Annotated in this window: 1 protein-coding gene; it reads right to left on the bottom strand. The window is 56.0% G+C overall.

The annotated features are described in order from the left end of the window. Window positions 1-115 precede the first annotated feature (115 nt). Entirely contained in the window at window positions 116-469 is a 354-nt protein-coding gene (locus tag IE219_RS32710; RefSeq protein WP_189820557.1) for a hypothetical protein, read from the bottom strand. Window positions 470-831: the final 362 nt, after the last annotated feature.

The following is an 831-nucleotide window of genomic DNA, read 5'->3' as shown; positions in this document are numbered from 1 at the left end:
GGCGATTCAGTGATTTGGATTGCAAGTGAAGAGGGTAACGAATGGTGTGTGTCATGTAAGAGGCTAGTAGAATACACGTATGAAGTTGGTTGTGGGAGATGGAGGCATGTCTGTATTAAATGCCGACACCAGCTGAGGCGTCAACACCAGCACCAACACCAAGGGGACCGCCAACACCCACTCCGATGCCCACATTCGCGCCAGCTCCCACACCGACACCTCCCAGACCGGCTCCTACGCCTACGTCGGCACCTACGTTGGCGCCGAGTCCACCAAATCCACCGAGTCCGCCACCAAGTCCGGCGTTGACCCCTACGTTGGCTCCGAAACCAGTTCCTAGGTTGGCACCAAAACCGGCGTTAACCCCAAAGCCGGGGATCATGCCGAAGAGACCGCCAAAGCCGCCGAAACCACCAAAGCCGGGCATCATGCCGAAGCCGTTACCCATGCCGCCAAAGCCGGGGAACATGCCACCGATGCCGGATCCTTCGCCGGGACGACCACGGGACGGGATGCTGGGAGATGGGTGATAAGGAGCTGAGTGGAAAGGTTGAGATGGCTTGCCACCGTAGGAAGGGTGTTGGGCTGGGGGAGAGTAAGATTCTGGTGGGGCATAGGAGTCAGAGTCGTAGTCTGAGGCAGCGTAATCGCTGGGTTGGTGTTGTCCGGCTGGCAAGGCGAAGACCGCGCTAGTAGCAACGAGAAGGGTGATGAGTAAGCTGGACTGCATGTTGGTTGGTGTAAGTTTGAAAGGATCGAAGATGATTGATTATTATTATTGGCTGAATTGATAAATTAGGTGAAGCGAGCGGGCTTGGTTGGATATTGGGT

Source organism: Streptomyces termitum (assembly GCF_014650175.1).
Lineage (GTDB): Bacteria > Actinomycetota > Actinomycetes > Streptomycetales > Streptomycetaceae > Streptomyces > Streptomyces termitum.
Note: the sequence above shows the minus strand (reverse complement) of the source record. Positions and strands in the feature narration are given on the sequence as shown.

What these genes read in the sequence shown, in the direction of transcription:
- IE219_RS32710 (WP_189820557.1), bottom strand. Translation starts at nt 469, where the DNA reads ATGTTCCCCGGCTTTGGCGGCATGGGTAACGGCTTCGGCATGATGCCC.